The sequence below is a fragment of the Metapseudomonas resinovorans genome (assembly GCF_002003485.1).
Taxonomy (GTDB): Bacteria; Pseudomonadota; Gammaproteobacteria; order Pseudomonadales; family Pseudomonadaceae; genus Metapseudomonas; species Metapseudomonas resinovorans_D.
In genome coordinates this window covers 80,229-100,139 of the sequence record NZ_BDMA01000012.1, presented here as the reverse complement: position 1 = coordinate 100,139, position 19,911 = coordinate 80,229, and the positions used below count along the sequence as shown (strand labels likewise).

Genomic DNA, 19,911 nt, shown 5'->3' with positions numbered 1-19,911 from the left:
AAATGACGGAAGCGGACCTGCGACTGGTCGGCCAATGGCATCGGAGTTCCGCGGACGCCGGTGCAACCGGCTATGCCGGCTACCTGCGCTTCGCGGCCGACGGACTCTATGCCGGCCAGGCTGATCCCCCCGGCGCTTTCACCTGGTGGGACGGCGGCACCTGGGCAACCCGGACACCGGGGCAGCTCGCGCTGTCCACCGCCAATGACGCCATCGTCACCTACAGCTACGAACTGGATCGCGACACCCTCACCATCACCGACGCCTCCGGCAACGCGGTCACCTATCACCGCATCGTCTGAGTCGCCGACCTGAATCATTGCCAGGAGGGCGATATGCCAGGCCCCTACCCCACTACGGTCTTCTTCGACCTGGGCGACACCCTGGTCACCACCATCGGCGGCATACGCCAGCGCTATGCCGACACCCTGGACTGTCTGCAGATCCTCAAGGCGCGCGGTTATCGCCTGGGCCTGCTGAGCAATCAAGCGGCCGGCACCAGCGTCGCCTCCATCCAGTCACAGATGGAAGCATTGCGGTTGGCCCGTTACATCGAGCCCGGGCTGATCACACTGTCCACCGAAATTCCGGGCAACGTCGGCAAACCGGCGCAGCCCATCTTCGACCTGGCCCTGCTCAAGGCGGGGCATGACGCGGCCAGCGAACGCGCCATCTTCATCAGCGAATCAGCCGCGGACGTGCTTGCCGCGCGCAGTTTTGGCTGGCGCGCGATCCTCAAGCGCAATGGCGGCGCCTGCCTGCCCGGCGATGGTGAGTGCGTGGCCAACCTCGCCGGCTTGCTCGAGCGCTTGCCGCCCCTGGCTGACATCGTCGGCAGCAACCTCGACCTGGCGCCACCGCCCCGCCTGGTGGACGGCCTCTGGGCAGTTCCGCTGGACATCGTGCGAATCGACGCCGCGCTGCGGTTCGATGCGGCGACCCAGCAAGCCAGCGGCGATGCGACCCTGGAGTTTCGCCTGGGCGTCAATGCCGGCTGCCCCATCTTCGACCTCCGCCAGACACCCACCGGAGCCTGGCTGGATGGCACCCCCATCCCGCTGGCCGAGATAGCCGCACACGACTTCGGCGGCGGCGCACATGCCAGCCTGCGGGTGCTGGCCCGTGTGCTGGAGGCCGGCAGCCTCCACAGCCTGCGCCTGACCTACGTGGTTGGCCTGCCCCAGGCCTCCACCGCCGGCTCCTATCAGCCGCAGGTCACCTGGAGCGCCGGCCCGAAACTGGTGTTCAACTTCGGCTTCACCGACCTGGGCGCGGGACGCTACCTGGAGGCGTTCGTCCCGGCCAACCTCATCTACGACCAGTTCGAACTGGACCTGGAATTGCAACTGCTGAACACGCCCGTGGCCCATACCCCCATCAGCAACGGCACGATCAGCCCACTGGGTAGCAACCACTGGCGCATCACCTTTCCTGCGCGCAGCACGGCCTTCTCACCGCTGCTCGAGCTGCGACCAGCCGATAGCCTGCAGAGCGCCACCTTCGACACCCTGCTTCCGGTCTCGGGCAGTGCAGTGACCGTGACCGCCTGGAAGCTCAGCAGCAGCCCGGTGGATATCGCGGCCCAGGCTAGCGCCATCGCCGGCTTTCTCGTGGACAACGAGAACAGCTCCGGACGCTACCTGCATGGAGGACGCTTCACCGCCTTCATCCATCAGGGCGGCATGGAGTACGACGGCGGCACCACCAGCGGCACCGGTGCGTTGCGCCATGAGGCATTCCACAGCTGGTGGGCGCGCGGCCTGAAGCCGGCGAGCCAGCCCGACGCCTGGTTCGACGAGGCCTGGACGGTCTACCACGGCAACGGAGCCGGGGGTGTTCAGCCCTTCGACTTCAGTGCGCCTGCCCTGGCCCTGTGTCCGCGCAATCCCTGGGTGCGGGTCACCCATCTCGATGCCTATGGCGCCGGCGAACGACTCTGGAAAGGCATCGCGGCACTGACCGGGGCGGCAGCCCTGCGTGACCAGATGCGCGCCTTCTACTTGGCTCGTCACACCCGCCCGGTACGCAGCGAGGACCTCGAATGCCATCTGCTGGCGAGCACGGGGCAGCCCGACTGCGTGGATGCATTCCATCGCTTCGTTTATGGCTTCGCCGACCCATCGCCCGTGCCGGACCTCTGGCTGCGTGACGACGCTGCCGACCCCGGCGGCAACGATTGGCCCGGCCGCTTCTGGGACTCGCCCGATCTCTGGATACGCAATCGTGACGACGATGGACTGGAGCACCAGAACCTGGAATACGGCCAGGACAACTGGATCCACGCCCGTGTGCGCAATCGCAGTGCCACGGCCATTGCGCGCCATCTGGTGGTCAGCTTCAACGTCAAACAGTACGCCGGCAGCCAGTTCACCTACCCCGCCGACTTCCTGCCTGCCGTCACGGCGGCCGCCGCCTTCGACCTGGGGCCCGGGGAAAGCCGCATCATCAAGGCACGCTTGCCCCGCTCGGCGATTCCGCCCGTCGGCAGCCATCCCTGCCTGCTGGCCAGCGTCTTCGCCCGCTTCGATCGCCCGCAGGCCGGGCGTCACGTCTGGGAGCAGAACAACCTGGCGCAAAAGAACCTGACGGTGGTCGACCTGGCGCCGAACGCCTGGATCGTGTTGCCGATGCTGGCCATCAACCTGCGGCCTCGGCGCGCGCTGACCGTGCAGCTTGAACTGGTCCGGCCAAAGGGCCTGGAAGGCCTGGCGGCGAGCCTGATTCTGGATAAACGTGCCCTCGCGCCCGGATTACGAAGCAACGCCCTGGCATTGCCCACGGCTCCTCGATTGCAGGACACCACGCGCCTGGATTGCTCCTGCGGTGATCTCAGCGACGGAACACACTCAAGCACAGCAGTGCTCACCAGCCATGCACCGGAGCGGCTGATCGAGCAATTTCCGGGGGCGCTGGAGCTGCCCTGGGCACAGGGCGAACGCGCGCAATTGCCCGTCTTGCTGCGACCCTCGGAGGCGCTACGTGTCGGCCTGCGTATCCAGGTACCGAGTACGGCGAAGCGCGGTTCGCGCTTCACCATCGATCTGTTGCAGCGGGAGAATGGCAAGCCGGTTGGCGGCGTGGCACTGGAGGTACGGGTGAGCCGGTAACCGGCTGGAGGGGAATGAGCCTACGGTCCGGCGAACTCAGTCGTGATCCTTGCGGGCCTGGTGCAGCCTGCTCACCAGTTCGGCTTCGGCCTTGGTCAGGCCGCAGGAATGGGTGAGGTCGTCGACGCTGGCGCCGAGACCGACCAGGCGCGCCGCCTGGGAGAAAGACAGGCTGGTGGGGTCACGCTGCTCCATGCGGCTCAGCTTGTCCGGCAAGGGAGCGACCACGCGGCGAAGCTCCTGGAGGTCTTCGCCCATACGTACGCTGCCGTCGAAATAGGCTTCGAGGCGGCGCCCCAGCTCCTTGAGTTTCTGGTCGCGCACTGCGTCGCGCTTGGCTTGCGCCTCCACTTCCTGGCGCAGGCGCTTGGCCAGCCAGTAGCACGTCCAGCCCAGACTAATGCAGGCCAGGGCCAGGACCACCGCGAGCAGTGCAACCCAGATCAACTCAGATGCTCTCCAGCTCGGACCACTCTTCCTCGCTCATCATCTTGTCCAGCTCGACGAGGATCAGCAGTTCGCCGTTCTTGTTGCAGACGCCCTGGATGAACTTGGCGGATTCGTCGTTACCGACGTTGGGTGCAGTCTCGATCTCCGACTGCCGCAGGTAGACGACCTCGGCCACGCTGTCGACCAGGATGCCCACCACCTGCTTGTCCGCTTCGATGATGACGATACGGGTGTTGTCGGTCACCGGTGCCGGGCCGAGGCCGAAACGCTGGCGGGTGTCGATCACCGTCACCACATTGCCACGCAGGTTGATGATGCCCAGCACGTAGCTCGGCGCCCCCGGCACCGGCGCGATTTCGGTGTAACGCAGAACTTCCTGTACCTGCATTACGTTGATGCCGTAGGTTTCATTGTCCAGGCGGAAAGTCACCCATTGCAGGATGGGATCTTCGGCACCTTGAGCGGACGATTTCTTCATGTTCCCTAGCCTCTCTTGAGCCACCCTGGGCGGCGTTCGCGGGTTGACCCGCTGTTGTGTTCATGGCGCTCCGTACGGCACGGAGGCACCTTTCAATTCAGTGTCATGCGCTTGGTGGCGCCGCTGGCGATCAGCTCGGCAAGGGCCGAGACGTCCAGCAGCGCACACATGTGTTCGATCACGGTACCGGCCAGCCAGGGCCTTTGGCTACGCTGGCTGCGCCATTTGATTTCGTTCGGGTCCAGGCGGATGGAGCGGCTGACCTGATGAACCGCCAGCCCCCACTCGTAGCCCTGCACCGAAATCACGTATTGCAGGCCCTCGCGGAAATCGTCGCGGTAGCGTTCGGGCATGACCCAGCGCGCGGTATCCAGCACTTTCAGGTTGCCCGCCTGGCACGGCAGTATGCCGAGGAACCAGTCCGGCTGCCCGAACAACGGCGTCAGCTCCTGCCCGGCCAGCGGGTAGATGGAGCCAAGGGATACCAGCGGAACGGCCAGCGTCAGGCCGGCGACATCGAACAGCAGGCACTCGAAGGGTTCCTCGCCCCATGCAGGACGCCCACCGGCGACAAGCGCGGGAACATCGGACTGCAGCGTGCCCGGCATACCGAGTTCCACCAGCGGTTCAACGCGCGCCAGCACGGGCTCCGGCTCGGCCACGACCGCAGCCGGCATGAAGACTTCCGGCTCCAGGACCAGCAGCGGCTCAACTTCCGGCTCAGATACAACCAGGACCGGAGCCGCCGGCGGCTCGGCCGCAGCTTCCAGCACGTGAATCAGGCGTGCGTCACGTACCTGCTCTTCCAGCACCGCGGCTTCGAACTCTTCCCGGCTGATGCTTTCGGCCAGCTCGACCGAAGCCTCATGCAGCAAGGCATCCAGGTAGGACTGCAGGGCCAGTTGTGGGCGGGTGGCGGTGGCGAGGGGACGACTCATGTTGGAAACCCACGGGATTGATCTGTAGAGCCTATCGGCAGGCGGCGCACTTCACTTGAGTTCCAGCGGTCGACATTGCAACGCATCAGGCCACCTGGGCGGCCAGTTGCTGGTTGAGCAGGTGCTTGAGCAACGCCCGGTAGGCGATCACGCCCCGGCTGTTGCCATCGTACTGCGACGGTGTGACGCCGGCGCGGCTGGCATCCCGCAGACGGGTATCCACCGGAATGTAAGCCTGCCAGAGGGTTTCCGGGTAGTTGTTGCGCAGCACCTTGAGGGTATTGAGCGATGCCTGGGTGCGGCGGTCGAACAGCGTCGGCACGATGGTGTAGGGCAGCGCCTGCTTGCGCGAGCGGTTGACCATGCTCAGCGTGCTGACCATGCGCTCCAGCCCCTTCACCGCAAGGAACTCGGTCTGCACCGGGATCACCAACTGCTGGCTGGCCGCCAGAGCGTTGACCATCAGCACGCCGAGCAGCGGCGGGCTGTCGATGATGGCGTGGTCGAACTGCTGCCAGAGTTGCGCCAGGCTCTTGGCGATCACCAGGCCGAGGCCATTCTGCCCGGGCGACTGGCGCTCGAGGGTCGCAAGCGCCGTGCTGGATGGCAGCAGGGAAATGCGTTCGTGGCTGGTCTGCAGCAGCAGCTCGCGCGGCAGGCCGTCGGGTACACCACCCTGGTTCAGGAACAGGTCGAAGCAGCTGTGTTCCAGCGTGTCCGGGTCATGCCCGAAATAGCTGGTCATCGACCCGTGGGGGTCGAGGTCAACCACCACGACGCGCTTGCCGGCATCAGCCAGCAGACCCGCCAGGGCGATGGATGTGGTGGTCTTGCCGACTCCACCTTTTTGGTTGGCTACTGCCCAGACTCTCATCTTCTTCATCCTCCCGGCTGCGCTGATGCACCGAGACTCTCAACCTGCCCTAGGGAGCAGGTGACGGGGAATTGACGGCACCCGCTGCCGGGGCCTGTGCTGGGGCTGCTGGTGCAGGTTGCGTGCCAGCCCTCTGCAGCGCGGCATCTGGCTTGGCATTGGCGCTACCGACGCCACTGACACTGCGGCGCACATCGAGGTTTCGGGAAATCACCAGCACCACGCGCCGATTGCGCGCACGCCCTTCAGCCGTGGCGTTATCCGCGACCGGCTGGAACTCGCCATAGCCCACCGCCGCCAACCTACGCGGTGCCAGACCGTCCATGGCGAGCATGCGCACGATGCTGGCGGCGCGCGCCGTGGACAGCTCCCAGTTGGACGGGAACTGCGAGGTGGCAATGGGCATGTTGTCGGTGAAACCTTCGACGTGGACCGGGTTGTCGTAGGGCGCCAGAATCCTGGCAACCTTCTCGATCAGGGTGAAGGCAACGTCATTGGGAACAGCATCGCCACTGGGAAACAGCAGGCTGGAGTTCATCTCGATCTCCACCCAGAGTTCGTTGCCGCGCACATTCAACTGTTCGGACTTGATCAGGTCGCCGAAGGCGTCGCGCACGCTCTGGGCGATCTCCTGCAGCGGATCGGAACCCGGATCGTCGATGGCCGTCTGGCTGCGCTCACTCTCCTCCACCATGCTGCGGTCGGGTTCGGTGGTGCGCGGCTTCTCCTCGCCCACCGGAATCGCCTTGATCGAACGGTCCGGCTGGTTGAACACGCCGACCAGGGATTCCGAAAGGATCTTGTACTTGCCTTCGTTGATCGAGGAGATGGAGTACATCACCACGAAAAAAGCGAACAGCAGGGTGATGAAGTCCGCGTAGGACACCAGCCAGCGTTCGTGATTCTCATGCTCTTCCTGATGCCGCCTGCGTGCCATGGGCCGCTCCTCAATCCATGAAGCCTTGCAGCTTGAGTTCGATCGATCGAGGGTTCTCGCCTTCGGCGATGGAGAGAATGCCTTCCAGGAGCATTTCGCGGTAACGCGACTGGCGTATGGCGATGGATTTCAGCTTGTTGCCGATAGGCAGAAGCAGCAGGTTGGCGAAGCCGACGCCGTAGATGGTGGCGACGAAGGCTACCGCGATGCCGCCACCCAGTTGGCTGGGATCGGCCAGGTTGCCCATCACGTGGATCAGGCCCATGACGGCGCCGATGATGCCGATGGTCGGCGCGTAGCCCCCCATGCTCTCGAACACCTTGGCCGCTTGCAGGTCCCGTCCCTCCTGGGTGAAGAGATCGACCTCGAGGATGCTACGGATGGATTCCGGCTCGGCACCGTCCACCAGCAGCTGCAGGCCCTTTCGAGCGAAGGGATCGGGTTCGCTGTCGGCGACTGGCTCCAGGCCCAGCAGACCCTCCTTGCGCGCGGTCATGCTCCAGTTCACCACGCGGGTGATACCACCGGCGAGGTCCACCTGGGGCGGGAAGAGAATCCAGCGGAAGATGACCAGCGAGCGCTTGAAGATGCTCATGGGCGTCTGCAGGAATGCCGCGCCCAGGGTGCCGCCCAGAACGATGAGCGCCGCTGGTCCATTGAGCAGGGCCGCGGCGTGACCGCCTTCGAGGTAGTTGCCGCCAATGATGGCGACGAAGGCCAGGATTACCCCGATGAGGCTCAGTACATCCATTACCTGGGTTTCTCCATCACATGCACGCCTCGACCAGATGGCGGCCGATATCGTCCAGGCCATACACGGCATCGGCCAGATTGGCCTTCACCACCGCCATGGGCATGCCGTAGATCACACAGCTGGCTTCATCCTGGGCCCAGACCTGGCTGCCGGCCTGCTTGAGCAGGCGCGCACCTTCACGGCCATCGGCACCCATGCCGGTCAGCACCACCGCCAGGACCTTGTCATTGTAGGACTTGGCCGCCGAGCCGAAGGTGATGTCCACACAGGGCTTGTAGTTCAGGCGCTCGTCTCCGGGCAGGATGCGCACCACACCACGGGTGTCGACCATCATCTGCTTGCCGCCGGGGGCCAACAGGGCCAGGCCGGGACGCAGCACATCGCCATCCTCGGCTTCCTTGACGGTAATCCGGCAGAGCTTGTCCAGGCGCTCGGCGAAGGCCTTGGTGAAGGCCGCCGGCATGTGCTGGACCAGCACCAGCGGCGCCGGGAAATTGGCCGGCAGCTGGGTGAGCACGCGTTGCAGGGCAACCGGCCCGCCGGTGGAGGTGCCGATCGCCACCAGCCGGTAGGCCTTACGCTTTGGGGCAGCGGACGCGATCGGTGCTGCCGGTGCGGCATGGCTCGGCTGCGCTGGCGCATGAGCGGGACGTGCCGGGATGCTGGCGGTCGGTGCCGGGGTCGAATGAGTCGGATGCGCGGGAGCACTGAAACTGCTGTAGCGGCGGTTGCTGCGCGCGATGCTGTGCACCTTCTCGCAGAGCAGCTGCTTGACCTTTTCGGGGGTGCGCGAGATGTCCTCGAAATTCTTCGGCAGGAAATCCACCGCGCCGGCATCCAGGGCGTCGAGGGTGACGCGGGCGCCTTCGTGGGTCAGCGAGGAAAACATCAGGACCGGCGTCGGGCAGCGCTGCATGATGTGCCGCACTGCGGTGATGCCGTCCATCATCGGCATCTCGTAGTCCATGGTGATGACATCGGGCTTGAGCGCCAGCGCCTGGTCAATGGCTTCGCGGCCATTGGTGGCAGTGCCCACCACCTGGATATTGGGGTCGGAAGAAAGGATTTCCGAGACACGGCGGCGGAAGAACCCGGAGTCATCCACCACCAGAACCTTGACTGCCATAAGAATAAAGCTCCTAGCGGGCGGCCGTTCCCGGCCGCCCCAGATCAACCACGGCGTGCGTAATGCTTGAGCATGCTCGGCACGTCGAGGATCAGTGCGATACGGCCGTCACCGGTGATGGTGGCACCGGACATGCCTGGCGTTCCCTGGAGCATCTTGCCGAGCGGCTTGATCACCACTTCTTCCTGGCCCACCAACTGGTCGACCACGAAGCCGATGCGCTGGGTGCCCACGGAGAGGATCACAACATGGCCCTCCCCTTGCTCCTCGACCGCTGCATCACGCACCAGCCAGCGCTTGAGGTAGAAGAGCGGAAGTGCCTTGTCGCGGACGATCACCACTTCCTGGCCATCCACCACGTTGGTGCGCGACAGGTCGAGGTGGAAGATCTCGTTGACGTTGACCAGCGGGAAGGCGAAGGCCTGGTTGCCCAGCATCACCATCAGCGTCGGCATGATCGCCAGGGTCAGCGGGACCTTGATGACGATCTTCGAGCCCGCGCCCTTCTGCGAGAACACGTTCACCGTGCCGTTGAGCTGGGAGATCTTGGTCTTCACCACATCCATGCCGACGCCGCGGCCGGACACATCGGAAATCTCGGTCTTGGTCGAGAAGCCCGGGGCGAAGATCAGGTTGTAGCACTCCAGCTCGGTCAGTCGCTCGGCGGCATCCTTGTCCAGCAGCCCTTTCTCCACCGCCTTGGCACGTAGCACGGCTGCATCCATGCCCTTGCCGTCGTCAGTGATCATCAGGAGGATGTGGTCGCCTTCCTGTTCGGCAGAGAGGACTACCCGGCCAGTGCGCGGCTTGCCAGCGGCCTCGCGCTCATCGGGCGATTCGATACCGTGGTCGACGGCATTGCGAACCAGGTGGACCAGCGGATCGGCCAGGGCCTCCACCAGGTTCTTGTCCAGGTCGGTTTCCTCGCCCACCAGCTCGAGGTTGATTTCCTTCTTCAGGTTTCGCGCCAGGTCACGAACCAGGCGCGGGAAACGGCCGAAGACTTTCTTGATCGGCTGCATCCGCGTCTTCATCACCGCGGTCTGCAGGTCGGCAGTGACCACGTCCAGGTTGGACACGGCCTTGGCCATGGACTCGTCGCCGCTGTTGGAACCCAGGCGTACCAGACGGTTACGCACCAGCACCAGCTCACCGACCATGTTCATGATTTCGTCCAGGCGCGCGGTATCCACCCGAACGGTGGTTTCCGCTTCGCTGACCACTGCAGGACCCGCAGCGCCATTGCCAGCGGCTGCCGGTGCGGCGGGCTGACGGGGCGCCGGGGCCGGTTCGGCCTTGGCGGCAGGCCTGGCAGCCGGAGCAGGAGCAGCAACGGGTGCGGGACGGCTGATAGCGGCAACGGCGACCGGCTCTTCGGCGGCGCCGTTGAACTTGCCCTTGCCGTGCAGTTGGTCGAGCAGCGCTTCGAATTCGTCGTCGGTAATGTTTTCACCACCGCCAGTGACCGGGGCGTCCAGCACGACGGGCGCGGGCGGGACGATGGCTGCCACTTCAGTGGCGCCATTGAACTTGCCCTTGCCATGCAACTGGTCGAGCAGGTCTTCGAATTCGTCGTCGGAGATTTCCTCGCCACCGCCAGCAGTGGCCAGGGCGCTCACCGGAGCGTTGGCTGCTACGGCGGCTTCCGGCTCCGCTACAGCCACGAATTTGCCCTTGCCGTGCAGTTGGTCGAGCAGTGCTTCGAATTCGTCGTCGGTGATTTCATCGGCCGTGGCAGCGACTGGCTGGGCGGCGCCACCAGCGTTTTCGCCCAGCGCGTCGAGCAACTGCTCGAACTCGCTGTCGGTGATATCGGCGTTCGCTTCGACGGGAGCAGGCTCGGCGATCACCGGAGCCGGAACTGCCGGAGCAGCGGCCACGGGCTCCGCACCGCCAGGTTCGGCCAGGCGCGACAAGGCAGCCAGCAGTTCCGCAGTTGCGGGCGTCGGTTCACTGCGCTCACGCACTTCGCGGAACATTTCATTGACCGTGTCCAGCGCCTGCAGCACCACGTCCATCAGTTCGGCATCCACGCGGCGTTCGCCCTTGCGCAGGATGTCGAAGACGTTCTCGGCGATATGGCAGCACTCCACCAGAGCGTTGAGCTGGAGGAAGCCAGCGCCACCTTTCACGGTATGGAAACCACGGAAAATCGCGTTGAGCAGGTCCATGTCGTCCGGGCGGCTTTCCAGCTCGACCAGCTGCTCGGACAATTGCTCCAGAATCTCGCCGGCCTCTACCAGGAAGTCCTGGAGGATTTCTTCATCGGCGTCGAAGCTCATAAGCGGAGTGCTCCCTAAAACCCAAGGCTGGATAGCAGATCGTCGACGTCGTCCTGTCCGGACACCACGTCCTCACGTATATCGGCATGGATCTGCGGACCTTCACCCCTGGAAGGATTTTTTTGTTCTTCCAGCTCTGCGCGTAGCGCAGCGTGGTCGTGCTCGATGCCGGCGTAGCGATCGACCTGGCTGGCCATCATCACCAGCTTGACCAGGTTGCTCTCCACTTCGGTGACCAGTTGCGTGACGCGTTTGATCACCTGGCCGGTGAGGTCCTGGTAGTCCTGTGCGAGCAGGATGTCGTTGAGCTTCCCGGAGAGCGCATCGGTGTCACGCTGGCTGCGGGCGAGGAATTTCTCGATGCGACGGGCCAGGTCACGGAATCCGTCCGCGCCGATTTCCCGACGCATGAAGCGGCCCCATTCCTCACCCAGCTTCTGGGCTTCGTCGCTCAGGCCGTTGAGCAGCGGTGCGCTTTCCTCCACCAGGTCCATGGTGCGGTTGGCGGCCTTTTCGGTCATCTGCACCACATAGGAAAGGCGGTCGGTCGCATCGGCGATCTGCGACATCTCCTTGGCATGGGGCAGGTGCGGGTCGATCTGGAAGTTGACGATGGCGTTGTGCAGCTCACGGGTGAGCTTGCCGACTTCCTGGTAGAGGCCGCGATCACGGACGTGATTGAGTTCGTGGATGAGTTGCACGGCATCGGTGAAGTTGCCTTTTTCGAGGCTGTCCACCAGTTCTCGCGCACGGTCTTTCAGGGTCGACTCGAAGTCTCCCAGCAGGTGTTCTTTCTGGTCCATGGTGCCCTCGCGGCTGACATTCAGCCGTTGACCCGCTCGAAGATCTTCTCGATTTTTTCTTTCAGCACCTGGGCAGTGAAAGGCTTGACCACATAGCCGTTCACACCGGCCTGGGCCGCTTCGATGATCTGGTCGCGCTTGGCCTCGGCAGTCACCATCAGCACCGGCAGGTGTTTCAGGCGCTCATCGGCGCGTACCGCGCGCAGCAGGTCGATACCGGTCATGCCAGGCATGTTCCAGTCGGTCACGAGGAAGTCGAAGTTGCCGCTGTGCAGCATCGGCAGGGCGGTGGTGCCGTCGTCCGCTTCAGCGGTATTGGTGAATCCCAAGTCGCGCAAGAGGTTCTTGATGATGCGTCTCATCGTCGAGAAATCATCAACGATGAGGATTTTCATGTTCTTGTCCAAGTCGACCTCCGTACAGTCTCAAACGCCCCTCTTGCCGGGGACGCCATCCAAATCTGAAAGCGGTGTACCGTTCAGCGCGCGCGCCACTCGCCGAGCCGCGCGCGCAGGCGTGCCGCGCACTGGCTATGCAACTGGCTGACGCGTGATTCGCTGACCCCCAGCACTTCACCGATTTCCTTCAAGTTCAGTTCTTCGTCGTAATACAGCGCCAGCACCAGGCGCTCACGCTCCGGCAGGTTCGCGATGGCATCAGCCAGCGCGGCCTGGAAACGGTCTTCTTCCAGATCATGGGAAGGCGAGAATTGGGTGACACCGGCGTCCTCGTGCACACCGCCCTGCTCGCCGTCCTGCAACAGGTCGTCGAAGCTGAACAGGCGGCTGCCCAAGGTGTCGCTCAGGATGCCGTAGTAGTCTTCGAGACTCAATCCAAGTTCGGCAGCAACTTCCTGATCTTTAGCGTCGCGACCAGTTCGGGCCTCGATGGTGCGGATCGCGTCACTCACCATGCGCGCGTTGCGGTGCACCGAACGCGGCGCCCAGTCGCCCTTGCGGACCTCGTCGAGCATGGCCCCGCGGATGCGGATGCCGGCGTAGGTTTCGAAACTGGCACCCTTGCTGCCATCGTATTTCTTCGAGGCTTCGAGCAAGCCAATCATCCCGGACTGCATGAGGTCTTCCACCTGAACGCTGGCCGGAAGGCGCGCGAGCAGGTGATAGGCAATACGCTTGACCAGGGGGGCGTAGCGTTCAATCAACAGATGTTGCGAATCCCTTGCCTGTGCCTTGCCGTACATACGCAGCCCCGTGGCGGGTGTCATACAGGGGTTTCCGCGGACTGCTGCCGGACCAGCCGCTCGACGAAGAACTCCAGGTGGCCCCGCGGATTGGCCGGCAGCGGCCAGCTGTCGACCTTCTGTGCGATGGCCTTGAACGCCAGGGAGCACTTCGAACGCGGGAAGGCTTCATAGACCGCGCGTTGCTTCTGCACGGCCTTGCGCACCGATTCGTCATAGGGGACGGCGCCCACGTACTGCAGGGCAACATCGAGGAAACGGTCGGTAACCTTGGTCAGCTTGGCGAACAGGTTGCGCCCTTCCTGCGGGCTGTGGGCCATGTTGGCCAGCACGCGGAAGCGGCTCATGCCGTAGTCGCGGTTGAGCAGTTTGATCAACGCGTAGGCGTCGGTGATCGAGGTGGGTTCGTCGCAGACCACCACTATCACTTCCTGGGCGGCACGGACGAAGCTGACCACCGAATCGCCGATGCCGGCGGCGGTGTCGATCACCAGCACGTCGAGGTTGTCGCTGATCTCGCTGAAAGCCTGGATCAGGCCAGCGTGCTGCATGGGCGAAAGCTGCACCATGCTCTGGGTGCCGGAGGCGGCCGGGACGATGCGAATGCCCCCCGGCCCCTGCAACAGCACGTCGCGCAGGTCGCATTCGCCATTGATCACATCGGCCAGGGTGCGCTTGGCGGTAAGGCCGAGCAGGACGTCGACGTTGGCCAGGCCGAGGTCGGCGTCCAACAACATGACGCGGCGGCCGAGATCGGCCAGGGCCAGCGAGAGGTTGACGGACACGTTGGTCTTGCCAACGCCGCCCTTGCCGCCGGTCACCGCGATCACCTGTACGGGATGCATACTACCCATTTCAAATACCTTGCCTTAGGGGCCAGTTTGGCGGTCCAGCACCGCCCCACGCGGGGCGGCTCACAATTCTTCAACCGGCGCGTCGCGCCGGATTCTGGTAAAGCCCGGCGAACAGATCGGCCATGGCTTCTTCACTCGGGTCCTCCGGAGCCTGGAGGCTGACCGCACGACTCACCAGCTGGTGGTTGCGGGGAACCTGCAGATCATCCGGGATTCGCGGGCCGTCGGCCAGATAGGCTACCGGGAGATGCTGGCCGATAGCCAGCCCCAAAACCTCGCCCAGGCTGGCCGCTTCGTCCGCCTTGGTGATGATGCAACCGACCAGGCCGCAACGCTTGTAGCTGTGATAGGCAGCCTTGAGCACCTGGCTCTGGCTGGTGGCCGCCATCACCAGGTAATTCTTCGCGTTTATCGCCCGGCTGGCCAGCGCTTCGAGCTGCATGGTCAGAGCCGGATCATTCACCGGCAGACCGGCGGTATCGATCAGCACCACGCGCTTGCGGACCAGAGGCGCGATGGCCTGGGTCAGGGACTGGCCCGGATCGACCAGGGTCACCGGCACATTGAGGATTCGGCCCAGGGTCTTGATCTGCTCCTGGGCGCCGATGCGGAAGCTGTCCATGCTCACCAGGGCGACGTTTTGCGCGCCGTACTTGAGCACGTAGCGGGCGGCCATCTTGGCCAGGGTGGTGGTCTTGCCCATGCCGGCCGGGCCGACCAGGGCTATCACGCCACCCTCTTCCATCGGTTCGATCTGCGGGGTGCGAATGGCGTGGGCCAGGTGCGCCAGCAGCATGCGCCAGGCCTGGCGCGGCTCGCTGACCTTGGCCACCTTGTCCAACAGGGCACGGGCCAGTTCAGCCGGCAGGCCCATGCGTTGCAGGCGACGCCAGAGGCTGGCCTGCTGCGGGCGGCGACTCTGCATCTGGCCCCAGGCGATGGAGCCGAGTTGCACTTCGATCAGCTCACGCAGGCCACTCAGTTCGAAGCGCATGGCATCCAGGGCAGCCTGATCCACGGCAGCGGGCTGGGGCGCGCTGACAGGCTCGATCGCACGGGGTACAGCGCGAGGGCGATTCATGGCAGCGGCCAGGGCGGATTCCGGCAGCTCCGACTCGATGGCGGTCAGGGGCTCCCCGGCGAACAATTGACGGTCCTTGCCGGCGTCGGCCTGGGCACGGGTGGTCAACTCAGCCTGGGCTTCGGCGATGCGCGCCTGGGTCTTGCGCAGCTCCGCCTCGAGGGCCGGGTTCGGCCTGCTCGGGGCCGCTGCCGGCATCGGGTAGTCCAGCGCCGCGGTCAGCTCGACACCGCCGGCGACACGGCGGTTACCGATGATGGCGGCATCCGCGCCCAGTTCATCACGCACCAGCTTCATGGCTTGACGCATATCGGCGGCGAAGAAACGTTTGACCTGCATGGCCGTTGACCTCGGTTAGTTCTGCCCCACAGTCGCAACTATGGTGACCTGCTTGTTGTCCGGTATTTCCTGGTAGGCCAGTACGTGCATGGTTGGCACGGCGAGCCTTGCGAAGCGCGACATCATCGCCCGGATCGGCCCGGCCACCAGCAGGATCGCCTGCTTGCCGAGCATTTCCTGGCGCTGCGCCGCTTCCACCAGGGAACGTTGCAGCTTCTCGGCCATTCCGGGTTCGAGGAGAACGCCATCTTCCGAACCTTGTCCGGCCTTCTGCAGGCTATTCAGCAATATCTGTTCCAACCTGGGTTCCAGAGTGATCACAGGCAGCTCCGGCTCTAGTCCCACAATGCTTTGCACGATTGCGCGAGCCAGCGAGACACGGACCGCCGCGACCAGCGCGGCGGGATCTTGACTCTTCGGCGCGATGTTAGCGATGGCTTCGGCGATGGTGCGGATGTCACGCACTGGCACCTGCTCTTGCAGCAGGGCCTGGAGCACCTTGAGCAGGGTCGACAGCGACACCATGCCCGGTACCAGCTCTTCGGCCAGGCGTGGCGAGCTCTTGGCCAGGTTCTGCATCAGTTGCTGGACTTCTTCATGGCCGAGCAACTCGTGGGCGTGCTTGTGCAGCACCTGATTCAGGTGAGTGGCAACCACGGTGCCGGCATCGACCACGGTGTAGCCGAGCGACTGCGCCTGATCACGTTGGCTGGCGTCGATCCACACCGCCTCCAGGCCGAACGCCGGATCCTTGGCGGCGACGCCATTGAGGGTGCCGAACACCTGGCCGGGGTTGATCGCCAGTTCGCGGTCCGGATAGACCTCCGCCTCGGCCACGCTGACGCCCATCAGCGTCAAGCGATAGGCGTTGGGCAGCAGGTCGAGGTTGTCGCGAATATGCACCGAGGGCATCAGGAAGCCCATCTCCTGGGACAGCTTCTTGCGTACGCCCTTGATCCGCGCCAACAACTGGCCGCCCTGGTTACGGTCTACCAGCGGAATCAGGCGGTAGCCCACTTCCAGACCCACGAGATCCACCGGGGTCACGTCGTCCCAGCCGAGCTCCTTGGTTTCCTGTGCACGTTGAGCCGGCAGCAATTCCTGCTGACGCTGCTCCTCCTGCACCGCCTGCTCCTTGACCTGCTTCTGCCGATGCCAGATCCACCAGGCACCACCGGCAGCTACGAGGCCCAGGCCGATGAAGGAGACATGCGGCATGCCCGGCACCAGGCCCATGGCGATGAGGATGGTGGCGGACACGGCCAGCGCCTTGGGCGAGGCGAACATCTGGCGATTGACCTGCTGCCCCATGTCTTCGGACGAGGACACGCGGGTCACCATGATGGCCGCCGCAGTGGACAGCAGCAGCGACGGAATCTGCGCCACCAGGCCGTCGCCGATGGTCAGCAGCGAGTAGATGCGGCCGGCGTCGCTGAAGCTCAGGCCATGCTGCAGCATGCCGATGGCCATGCCGCCAATGAGGTTGATGAAGAGGATCAGCAGGCCGGCGATGGCGTCGCCGCGCACGAACTTGCTCGCACCGTCCATGGAGCCGTAGAAGTCGGCTTCCTGGGAAACTTCGGAGCGGCGCTTCTTGGCTTCAGCCTGGTCGATGAGGCCGGCGTTGAGATCGGCGTCGATGGCCATCTGCTTGCCGGGCATGGCGTCCAGGGTGAAACGCGCGCTCACTTCGGAGATACGTCCGGCACCCTTGGTGACCACCACGAAGTTGATGATCATCAGGATCGCGAAGACCACGGCACCGACCACGTAGTTGCCGCCCACCACCACGTCGCCGAAGGCCTGGATCACCTTGCCCGCGGCATCGTGACCGTCCTGGCCGTGAAGCAGCACCACGCGGGTGGATGCGACGTTCAGCGCCAGGCGCAACAAGGTCGCTACCAGCAGGATGGTGGGGAAGACGGCGAAGTCCAGCGGGCGCAAGGCGTACACGGACACCAGCAGGACAACGATGGACAGGGCGATGTTGAAGGTGAAGAAGACGTCCAGCAGGAACGGCGGCACCGGCAGGGTCATCATGCCCAGCATCACCAGCACCAGCAGCGGCACCCCGAGGTTGCCACGGCCCATGCCGATCAGGTTACTGCGGACATTGCCGATCAGTTGCGTACGATCCACTGCTACTCCCCTACCCCTTTCGCGAAGCATCGCTCCGCACATCCAATCTTTTGACGCCAGACGGCGTCTCGATCCCCTTTGTGCAAGAAGCTTTCCAACTTCGTTAAGGGGTTGATCGAAAAGGATTAATTCGGGGAATGGCCTGTAGGGGCGAATCCGTCCGTTGCAAAAGGCCGATCTCTTTAGCTAGGTCTGGACCGTAGGGTGCGCTGTGCGCACCGACTTCAGGCCCAGCCTCGGCATCAGGCCCAAACCGCTGGTGCGCACGGCGCACCCTACCCAATCGGCCTCATCCTGCTAGCCCGAGCATTCGAATCGTCACAGGCAGAGCCGATGACTCATGACCACGTCCTCAGGACGTGGTTTCCCAAGTTCAAATGAATTCGCCCCCCCCCCACAGAGAAGCATCGCCCGTGCGGTGAATCACTCGTCGCGCCGCAAATCCGGCGGAATGGGCAGGTTGCTCAACGGCGCCGGGCGTTTGCCGCGGCCGGCGCGGAACTGCTTGAGCTGATAGACGTAGGCGAGGACCTGGGCAACCGCCAGGTAGAGGCCGGCCGGGATTTCCTGGTCCAGCTCGGTGGAGTAGTACACCGCCCGCGCCAGTGCCGGGGATTCCAGCACGGTGATCTGGCTCTCCTGGGCGATCTCGCGGATCTTCAGTGCGGTGAAGTCATTACCCTTGGCCAGCAGCATCGGCGCGCCGCCCTTTTCGGCGTCGTACTTGAGCGCCACGGCAAAGTGGGTCGGGTTGGTGATGACCACGTCGGCCTGGGGCACGGCCGCCATCATGCGCCGCTCGGCCATTTCGCGCTGGAGTCGGCGGATTCGCGACTTGACCTCGGGCTTGCCCTCGGAGTCCTTGTACTCGTCGCGCACTTCCTGCTTGGTCATCATCAGCTTCTGCTTGTTGTCCCAGAGCTGGAAAGGCACGTCCACGGCGGCGATGAGGATCAGGCCACAGGCGAGCCAGACCGCGCTCCAACCCACCACCTGGACGCTGTGCAGGATGGCCATGTCCAGCGGCTCATGGGCGATGGCGAGAAGATCGTCACGGTCGGAATTGAGCACCGCGAGCGCCACCAGCAGGATGAGCGCGAACTTGGCCAGCGCCTTGAGCAACTCCGCCAACGCGTGCAGCGAGAACATCCGTTTGAGCCCGGAAAGCGGATTCATGCGGCTGAACTTGGGCATCAGCGATTCGGTCGAGAACAGCCAGCCACCCAGGGAAATCGGGCCGACAATGGAAACGACCAGCAGGGTGATCAGCAAGGGCAACACGGCGTCCAGCGCCATCTTGCCCGAGGTGAGCAGGAACAACCCCATGCTGCGCTCATCCATCAGCACGGCGCGCGGCAGGTCGAAGTTGCTGTGCATCAGCTTCATCAGCATGTCGGCCATGCCGCCACCGGTTGCGAGGAGGCCACCCGCGCCAGCCAGGGTCACGGCCAGGGTATTGAGCTCCCGGGAACGGGCGATCTGGCCCTTGTCGCGGGCTTCCTGCAACCGTTTACTTGTGGGTTCTTCGCTCTTATCGGCCCCACTCTCACTCTCTGCCACGGAAAACTACCTGCGTTGCCAATACTGCGTTGAAGACGGCCTCAAAAATGCTCATTTACAGTCGTAAACTCCGCTTTTTTCGGCCGTCCTACTCGTTTCACTCGCCCTGCGGGCCAGCCTTCGGCTGTTACTTCGCTTCGCTGCGTTTCGCCTTGTCTTGGCTGCCTCGCCTACGTTTTCCAGCAGGACAAGCGCCATTAGATGAAGTGTTCATCGCGCCCTCGCCAGCTCACGCATGAGCTGCAGTGCGTCGCCGGCCAGTACCTGGTACTGGCTGAGGATGTCGGCCATGCCGATCCAGACGATCACCAGGCCCAGCGCCAGCGTCAGCGGGAAGCCGATGGAGAAGATGTTCAGCTGCGGCGCTGCACGGGTCATCACGCCAAATGCCAGGTTGACCACCAGCAACGCGGTGATCGCCGGCAGCGACAGCAGCAAGCCAGCGCCCATCACCCAGCCAAGCTTGCCGGCGACTTCCCAATGATGGTTGGTCAGCAACCCGCCCCCCACCGGTAGGGTGACGAAGCTTTCGGCAAGAATCTCGAACACCACCAGATGGCCGTTCATGGAGAGGAACAGCAGGGTCACCAGCATCAGGTAGAACTGGCCAAGCACCGGTACCGAAACGCCATTGGTGGGGTCGACCATGGAGGCGAAACCCAGGCCCATCTGCATCGAGATGATCTGCCCCGCCACCACGAAGGCGTGGAAAAACAGTTGCAGCACGAAACCGAGCAAGGCTCCGATCAGGATTTGCTCGCCAATCAGAAGGATGTTGCCGAGGTTGATCGCGTCCACCTGCGGCATGGGCGGCAAGGTCGGCACCAGTACTACGGCGATCGCCAGCGCCAGGTACAGGCGAACCCGCGTCGGCACGAGCTGGGTGCCGATGATCGGCATGGTCATCAGCAGCGCGGCAATGCGGAACAGTGGCAGCACGAAGCTGCCGACCCAGCCGCCGATCTGTGCGTCGCTGAGTTCGAGCATG

Annotated in this window: 18 protein-coding genes; 2 read left to right on the top strand and 16 right to left on the bottom strand. The window is 64.1% G+C overall.

Annotated elements, in window-relative coordinates:
• Positions 1-2 precede the first annotated feature (2 nt).
• Together MnOB_RS03220 and MnOB_RS03215 are read left to right on the top strand one after the other, a co-directional pair.
• On the top strand, positions 3-302 hold the full coding sequence (locus tag MnOB_RS03220) for a hypothetical protein (protein ID WP_077521953.1): 300 nt from the start codon (positions 3-5) through the stop codon (positions 300-302).
• 33 nt (positions 303-335) lie between these two features.
• A complete protein-coding gene (locus tag MnOB_RS03215; protein ID WP_077521951.1) occupies positions 336-3,107 on the top strand; it encodes an HAD family hydrolase in 2,772 nt (923 codons plus the stop codon).
• Between the two features lie 36 nt (positions 3,108-3,143).
• On the opposite strand, the gene MnOB_RS03210 is transcribed toward MnOB_RS03215, so the two are convergent.
• The 16 genes from MnOB_RS03210 to fliR all read right to left on the bottom strand — a co-directional run bounded on the left by MnOB_RS03210 (position 3,144) and on the right by fliR (position 19,910).
• On the bottom strand, positions 3,144-3,554 hold the full coding sequence (locus MnOB_RS03210) for a DUF2802 domain-containing protein (RefSeq protein ID WP_077521949.1): 411 nt from the start codon (positions 3,552-3,554) through the stop codon (positions 3,144-3,146).
• Position 3,555: 1 nt separating this feature from the next.
• Positions 3,556-4,035, bottom strand: coding sequence for a chemotaxis protein CheW (locus tag MnOB_RS03205; protein WP_016493839.1), 480 nt, complete (start codon positions 4,033-4,035; stop codon positions 3,556-3,558).
• A 92-nt stretch (positions 4,036-4,127) separates the two neighbouring features.
• Positions 4,128-4,973 carry a CheW domain-containing protein gene (locus MnOB_RS03200; RefSeq protein ID WP_077521947.1) on the bottom strand — a complete coding sequence of 282 codons (846 nt, stop codon included), beginning with the start codon at positions 4,971-4,973 and terminating at the stop codon, positions 4,128-4,130.
• Positions 4,974-5,058: 85 nt separating this feature from the next.
• Positions 5,059-5,847: a ParA family protein gene (locus MnOB_RS03195; protein WP_077521945.1), complete on the bottom strand. Its 789-nt coding sequence runs from the start codon at positions 5,845-5,847 to the stop codon at positions 5,059-5,061.
• A 49-nt stretch (positions 5,848-5,896) separates the two neighbouring features.
• A complete protein-coding gene (gene motD / locus MnOB_RS03190) occupies positions 5,897-6,784 on the bottom strand; it encodes a flagellar motor protein MotD (protein WP_077521943.1) in 888 nt (295 codons plus the stop codon).
• Between the two features lie 10 nt (positions 6,785-6,794).
• Entirely contained in the window at positions 6,795-7,535 is a 741-nt protein-coding gene (locus MnOB_RS03185) for a flagellar motor protein (protein ID WP_077521941.1), read from the bottom strand.
• A gap of 16 nt (positions 7,536-7,551) precedes the next feature.
• A complete protein-coding gene (locus MnOB_RS03180; RefSeq protein ID WP_077521939.1) occupies positions 7,552-8,664 on the bottom strand; it encodes a protein-glutamate methylesterase/protein-glutamine glutaminase in 1,113 nt (370 codons plus the stop codon).
• Positions 8,665-8,708: 44 nt separating this feature from the next.
• Complete coding sequence (locus MnOB_RS03175) at positions 8,709-10,946, bottom strand: chemotaxis protein CheA (RefSeq protein WP_077521937.1); 2,238 nt, start codon at positions 10,944-10,946, stop codon at positions 8,709-8,711.
• A 14-nt stretch (positions 10,947-10,960) separates the two neighbouring features.
• Positions 10,961-11,749 carry a protein phosphatase CheZ gene (locus MnOB_RS03170; RefSeq protein ID WP_077521935.1) on the bottom strand — a complete coding sequence of 263 codons (789 nt, stop codon included), beginning with the start codon at positions 11,747-11,749 and terminating at the stop codon, positions 10,961-10,963.
• A 20-nt stretch (positions 11,750-11,769) separates the two neighbouring features.
• Positions 11,770-12,144 carry a chemotaxis response regulator CheY gene (locus MnOB_RS03165; RefSeq protein WP_003083073.1) on the bottom strand — a complete coding sequence of 125 codons (375 nt, stop codon included), beginning with the start codon at positions 12,142-12,144 and terminating at the stop codon, positions 11,770-11,772.
• Positions 12,145-12,227: 83 nt separating this feature from the next.
• A complete protein-coding gene (fliA, locus tag MnOB_RS03160; RefSeq protein ID WP_077521933.1) occupies positions 12,228-12,974 on the bottom strand; it encodes an RNA polymerase sigma factor FliA in 747 nt (248 codons plus the stop codon).
• On the bottom strand, positions 12,971-13,804 hold the full coding sequence (gene fleN / locus MnOB_RS03155) for a flagellar synthesis regulator FleN (protein WP_077521931.1): 834 nt from the start codon (positions 13,802-13,804) through the stop codon (positions 12,971-12,973). The genes fliA and fleN overlap by 4 nt, the downstream gene beginning before the upstream one ends.
• Positions 13,805-13,874: 70 nt before the next feature.
• Positions 13,875-15,224 carry a flagellar biosynthesis GTPase FlhF gene (gene flhF / locus MnOB_RS03150; RefSeq protein WP_077521929.1) on the bottom strand — a complete coding sequence of 450 codons (1,350 nt, stop codon included), beginning with the start codon at positions 15,222-15,224 and terminating at the stop codon, positions 13,875-13,877.
• Positions 15,225-15,239: 15 nt separating this feature from the next.
• The gene (gene flhA / locus MnOB_RS03145; RefSeq protein ID WP_077521927.1) at positions 15,240-17,363 is read right to left on the bottom strand and encodes a flagellar biosynthesis protein FlhA; all 2,124 of its coding nucleotides are present in this window, start codon (positions 17,361-17,363) and stop codon (positions 15,240-15,242) included.
• 423 nt (positions 17,364-17,786) lie between these two features.
• Positions 17,787-18,923, bottom strand: coding sequence for a flagellar biosynthesis protein FlhB (flhB, locus tag MnOB_RS03140; protein WP_077521925.1), 1,137 nt, complete (start codon positions 18,921-18,923; stop codon positions 17,787-17,789).
• Positions 18,924-19,133: 210 nt separating this feature from the next.
• On the bottom strand, positions 19,134-19,910 hold the full coding sequence (gene fliR, locus MnOB_RS03135) for a flagellar biosynthetic protein FliR (protein ID WP_077521923.1): 777 nt from the start codon (positions 19,908-19,910) through the stop codon (positions 19,134-19,136).
• Position 19,911: the final 1 nt, after the last annotated feature.

Excerpts from the sequence above, each read along its gene's own strand:
- MnOB_RS03200 (WP_077521947.1), bottom strand. The coding sequence starts at position 4,973 with ATGAGTCGTCCCCTCGCCACCGCCACCCGCCCACAACTGGCCCTGCAG.
- MnOB_RS03205 (WP_016493839.1), bottom strand. The coding sequence starts at position 4,035 with ATGAAGAAATCGTCCGCTCAAGGTGCCGAAGATCCCATCCTGCAATGG.
- fleN (WP_077521931.1), bottom strand. The coding sequence starts at position 13,804 with ATGGGTAGTATGCATCCCGTACAGGTGATCGCGGTGACCGGCGGCAAG.
- fliA (WP_077521933.1), bottom strand. The coding sequence starts at position 12,974 with ATGACACCCGCCACGGGGCTGCGTATGTACGGCAAGGCACAGGCAAGG.
- MnOB_RS03215 (WP_077521951.1), top strand. The coding sequence starts at position 336 with ATGCCAGGCCCCTACCCCACTACGGTCTTCTTCGACCTGGGCGACACC.
- motD (WP_077521943.1), bottom strand. The coding sequence starts at position 6,784 with ATGGCACGCAGGCGGCATCAGGAAGAGCATGAGAATCACGAACGCTGG.
- MnOB_RS03165 (WP_003083073.1), bottom strand. The coding sequence starts at position 12,144 with ATGAAAATCCTCATCGTTGATGATTTCTCGACGATGAGACGCATCATC.
- fliR (WP_077521923.1), bottom strand. The coding sequence starts at position 19,910 with ATGCTCGAACTCAGCGACGCACAGATCGGCGGCTGGGTCGGCAGCTTC.
- MnOB_RS03220 (WP_077521953.1), top strand. The coding sequence starts at position 3 with ATGACGGAAGCGGACCTGCGACTGGTCGGCCAATGGCATCGGAGTTCC.
- MnOB_RS03170 (WP_077521935.1), bottom strand. The coding sequence starts at position 11,749 with ATGGACCAGAAAGAACACCTGCTGGGAGACTTCGAGTCGACCCTGAAA.
- MnOB_RS03175 (WP_077521937.1), bottom strand. The coding sequence starts at position 10,946 with ATGAGCTTCGACGCCGATGAAGAAATCCTCCAGGACTTCCTGGTAGAG.
- MnOB_RS03180 (WP_077521939.1), bottom strand. The coding sequence starts at position 8,664 with ATGGCAGTCAAGGTTCTGGTGGTGGATGACTCCGGGTTCTTCCGCCGC.
- MnOB_RS03195 (WP_077521945.1), bottom strand. The coding sequence starts at position 5,847 with ATGAGAGTCTGGGCAGTAGCCAACCAAAAAGGTGGAGTCGGCAAGACC.
- MnOB_RS03185 (WP_077521941.1), bottom strand. The coding sequence starts at position 7,535 with ATGGATGTACTGAGCCTCATCGGGGTAATCCTGGCCTTCGTCGCCATC.
- flhF (WP_077521929.1), bottom strand. The coding sequence starts at position 15,224 with ATGCAGGTCAAACGTTTCTTCGCCGCCGATATGCGTCAAGCCATGAAG.